The 3,790-nt window shown below is 74.6% G+C and carries 3 protein-coding genes and 1 pseudogene; 1 reads left to right on the top strand and 3 read right to left on the bottom strand.

Annotated elements, in window-relative coordinates:
- Together AAHZ94_RS35685 and AAHZ94_RS35690 are read right to left on the bottom strand one after the other, a co-directional pair.
- Nucleotides 1–613 (bottom strand): annotated as a pseudogene (locus AAHZ94_RS35685) (hypothetical protein); the annotation flags it as partial.
- Entirely contained in the window at nt 610–1,170 is a 561-nt protein-coding gene (locus tag AAHZ94_RS35690) for a DUF1697 domain-containing protein (RefSeq protein WP_349997765.1), read from the bottom strand. The gene AAHZ94_RS35690 and the pseudogene AAHZ94_RS35685, both read right to left, overlap by 4 nt.
- A gap of 200 nt (nt 1,171–1,370) precedes the next feature.
- Here AAHZ94_RS35690 and AAHZ94_RS35695 point away from each other — a divergent pair, with 200 nt between their 5' ends.
- Nucleotides 1,371–1,892: an AAA family ATPase gene (locus AAHZ94_RS35695; protein WP_349997766.1), complete on the top strand. Its 522-nt coding sequence runs from the start codon at nt 1,371–1,373 to the stop codon at nt 1,890–1,892.
- 183 nt (nt 1,893–2,075) lie between these two features.
- On the opposite strand, the gene AAHZ94_RS35700 is transcribed toward AAHZ94_RS35695, so the two are convergent.
- Nucleotides 2,076–3,398: a transglycosylase family protein gene (locus AAHZ94_RS35700; protein WP_349997767.1), complete on the bottom strand. Its 1,323-nt coding sequence runs from the start codon at nt 3,396–3,398 to the stop codon at nt 2,076–2,078.
- Nucleotides 3,399–3,790 lie beyond the last annotated feature (392 nt).

Raw genomic sequence — 3,790 nt, forward strand, 5'->3', positions numbered from 1 at the left:
CCCAGCCGGCGCGCCGGGCGACCAGGGCCGACCAGGTCCGCGAGGGGGAGCGGGCACCGCGGCCCTGGGATATGGAGCTGCCGCAGTGCACCCAGCGCGGCCGGTCCCCGGGCGGGTCGGCGGCCACCGCCGCGTCCGCCGCGAGCCGGAGCCCCCGCAGCCGGAACCGGTGGTAGTACGGCAGCCACAGCTCGACCAGCGGCGGCCGGGCCGCCCCCGGCCGCTGTGGGTCGGGGTCCGCCGCCGGCAGCGGGACCTGGAACTCCGCATCGCCGCCGTGCGTCTCCAACGCGATCGAGGCCACCCGCCGGTCGTCGCACAGCACGTCGAGACGGGCCTGCTCCGGCGGGCCGTTCAGCCGGGGCGCGGGGTCGGCCTGATAGTGGCAGCCCAGCCAGCGGCTGTCGGTCCGCAGACTGACCCGGACGCCAGCGGGCATCGCGGCCCGCCCCGTGCCACCCTCGGGGAGGTACAGCGCCGCCTCCCGGTGCGGCAGCCGCCAAGGCGCGGTCCACCGCTCGCCACGCTCCAGGGACACCGCGCCTCGATAGTGCAGCAGCGGATCGTCGTGGGCGAGCGAGCGGCCCGCCCCGGCGTACTCGTCGCAGCTCACGGCGTGTCCGCTGTGGCCACCAGCGCGGCCAGCTTGCGCACCGTGTTCCAGTTACGGGCCGTGCCGATGAGCCCGAGCCGCTTCTCCCAGAACTCCTGCCGCAGCTTGGATCCGCGCACCCCGTCCGGGCAGTACACGTAGATCTCCTGCTGACCGGGCCAGAACCGGTCGGGGGCGTACGCGGTCGGGTCGAGCCCGGCGAGCCGCTCGCGGTCCACCGGGCCGGACAGGAAGGTGACCAGCAGCCGCGACGGGTCGAAGTCCGGGTCGGCGAGCGGGCCGTGGGCGGCCACCCGGCGCAGGTCGGCCCCCTCCCGCACGAGCACGGGCACCTGAAGCGACAGCCGCTCGGCGATGACCCGCTCCAACTCCCCGGCCACCGCAGCGGGCGTGCCAGGGCCGCGCTGCGGCGGCGCGAACACCGCATTGCCGCTCTGGAGGTGGGTCTGCACGGCCGTGCACCCGAGGCCCTCCAGCAACTCCCGCAGGGTGGCCATCGGAATCCGGTTGTGCCGACCCACATTGATGCCGCGCAACAGCGCCACGTATCTGGTCACCCGGCCACCGTAACCGCGACCACTGACAGTGACCGCGCGACCGGACCAGACCACGACGGATCGCAGCAGATCGGGATGGTGCGGGGTGAGTCGGGGCAAGACCGGACCAGGGGGAGTCGGGCAGGGCCAGGCAACGCGGAGTCCGATCCCCGAACCCCGCCCCGCCCCGCCGGGGAGTCCCGGCACTACCCTCGGGTCCCATGATCGTATGGCTCAACGGCACCCACGGCGCGGGCAAGACGACGGCCAGCGCGCTCGTCCAACAGGCGATCCCGGGCTCCCGGGTGCTCGACGCCGAGAAGGTCGGCGAGATGCTGATGGACATCACCCCGAGCCTGCCCTGGACGGGCAACTTCCAGGTCTGGCCGCCGTGGCGGTCTCTGGTGGTCGAGACCGCCCGGCACGTCCTCGACTACGCGGGAGGCACCCTGGTGATGCCGATGACCGTACTGGTCGAGGAGTACTGGCGGGAGATCAGCAGCGGCCTGGCCGGCCACGGCATCCCGGTACGGCACTTCGTGCTCCACGCCGACCAGGACACCCTGCGCCGGCGCATCATGGAGGACACCGAACTCGGACCGTCCGAGTTCCGCCTCCAGTACCTGGAGCCCTACGCGGCGGCGGCCAGCGGCTGGCTGCACGAGGCGGCCGAGGTCGTCGACACCACCCACCTCACGCCCGCACAGACCGCGGCCCTGATCGCCGCGGCCGTCGCGGACTGACCCCGCCTACAACGGACGATCGACAACGGTCGATCCGCAACGGGCGGCCCGCAAGGGGCGACCCGTAACGGACGGCGGGCCCGGAGCCGCGTGCCGCGCGGTTCCGGGCCCGTTCCTTGCCCGTCTTTATCCGTCCGTACCCGTCCGTACCGGGTCGTGCCATGTGCTGCCGGCGCAGCGGGCTCAGATGCTGACGCCGTGGGCGCGGAGATAGGCCAGCGGGTTGATGTCGGAGCCGTAGCCGGGGCCGGTACGGATCTCGAAGTGCAGGTGCGGACCGGTGCTGTTGCCGGTGGTGCCCGACCGGCCGATGCGCTGCCCGCCGCTGACCGACTGCCCGTTGCGCACCGCGATCTGCGACAGGTGCGCGTACTGGCTGTACCGGCCGTCCACGTGCCGGATGACGACCTGGTACCCGTACGCGTCGCCCCAGCCGGCGGAGACGACCGTGCCGGGCCCGACCGACCTGACCGAGGTGCCGATCGACACCGGGAAGTCGATGCCGGTGTGGTAGCCGCTGGCCCAACTCGACCCCGGCTTGCCGTAGCTGGTGGTGACGCCGACGCCGCTCACCGGCGTGGTGTACCCGCTGCTCGCCGGGGGCTGCCGCTTCCGCGACTGGTGCTGCGCCGGTTTGTGGGCCGGCTTCTGGACGGGCTTAGTCACCTGCTTCTGCCGGGGCTTGCTGACCTGCTGGCGGTCCTCGTTCTGCGGCGCCTTGGGCCGCGGCTGCGCCGGCCGCTCGGGCGCCTTCGGCCGCGTCTTGTGCGGCGCCGTGGCGTGCGGACGCTCGGCCCGTGGCGGCGCGGCGGACGGCGTACCGCCCCGGAGCGACAGCCGCTGGCCAGGGACGATCAGGTCGGGGTCGTCGCCGATGGTCTGCCGGTTGGTCTGGTAGAGGCCCCGCCAGCCGCCGCGCACCTCGTGCTCGTCGGCGATGGCCGAGAGGGTGTCGCCGCCGACCACCAGGTACGGACCGGCCTTGGTGCCGCGGCCCGGCAGCGTGGTGGGCGTCGCGTCGGAGCGGTGACCGGTCGTCTTGGCGGCCGTCGTGCCGGCGCTCTGCGTCGACGGCCGGGCGGACTGCTGCTGCGGTGCGGGCGCGGCCTTGGTCTGCGGCGCTGCGCTGGCGCGCGACAACTGGCCCGCACCCGAACAGTTGGGCCACGCCTGCGGCCCCTGCACGGCGAGCACCTTCTCGGCGACGGCTATCTGCTGGTCCCGGGTGGCCAGGTCGGCGCGGGACGCGTAGATCGTGCCGCCGAACTCCTTCCAGGTGCTCTGCGTGAACTGGAGCCCGCCGTAGAAGCCGTTGCCCGTGTTGATGTCCCAGTTGTTGGTGCTCTCACATCGGGCGACCTTGTCCCAGGCGTCCTGGGAGGCGGCGTCCGCGCCCGTCGCGGCGACGAGCGGGAGGGCCATGCCGGCACCGCTCGCGGTGACGGTGAGCGAGGCACGGGAGACCCGGCTCGGCTGGTAGCGGCGGTGGCGACCACGTAAGGACATAGCGCGTTCCTCTCGCTGCACCCACGTACGGGTGTTCGGCGCGCCACAGCGTAGGGCCGGCGCGGACCCGCTACAAGGGGGCATCGCCCCACCGATCCAGCGCGCCGCACGCCGCGGCGGACACCTCATGGGGCGCCGCGCGCCGCCACGCTGGGCGCACGCCTCGACGGCGCGCGCGGTACCGGGCCGCCGGCGCCGGGTGCGGAGGGGCGGGCCGCGCGCCGGGGTGAGGGAGCGGGCAGGCCCGACCCGCAGGGGGGCGCACCGGCGCACCACCGGACCACCCGTACGGGCCCCCCGGGCGCGGGCCGGCGGGGCCCCGGGCGCGGGGGGGGCCCCCCCCCCCCCCGGGCCGGGGCCCCCCCCCCCCCCCCCCCCCCCCACTTTTTTTT

The organism is Streptomyces sp. HSW2009 (assembly GCF_040240285.1).
GTDB lineage: Bacteria > Actinomycetota > Actinomycetes > Streptomycetales > Streptomycetaceae > Streptomyces.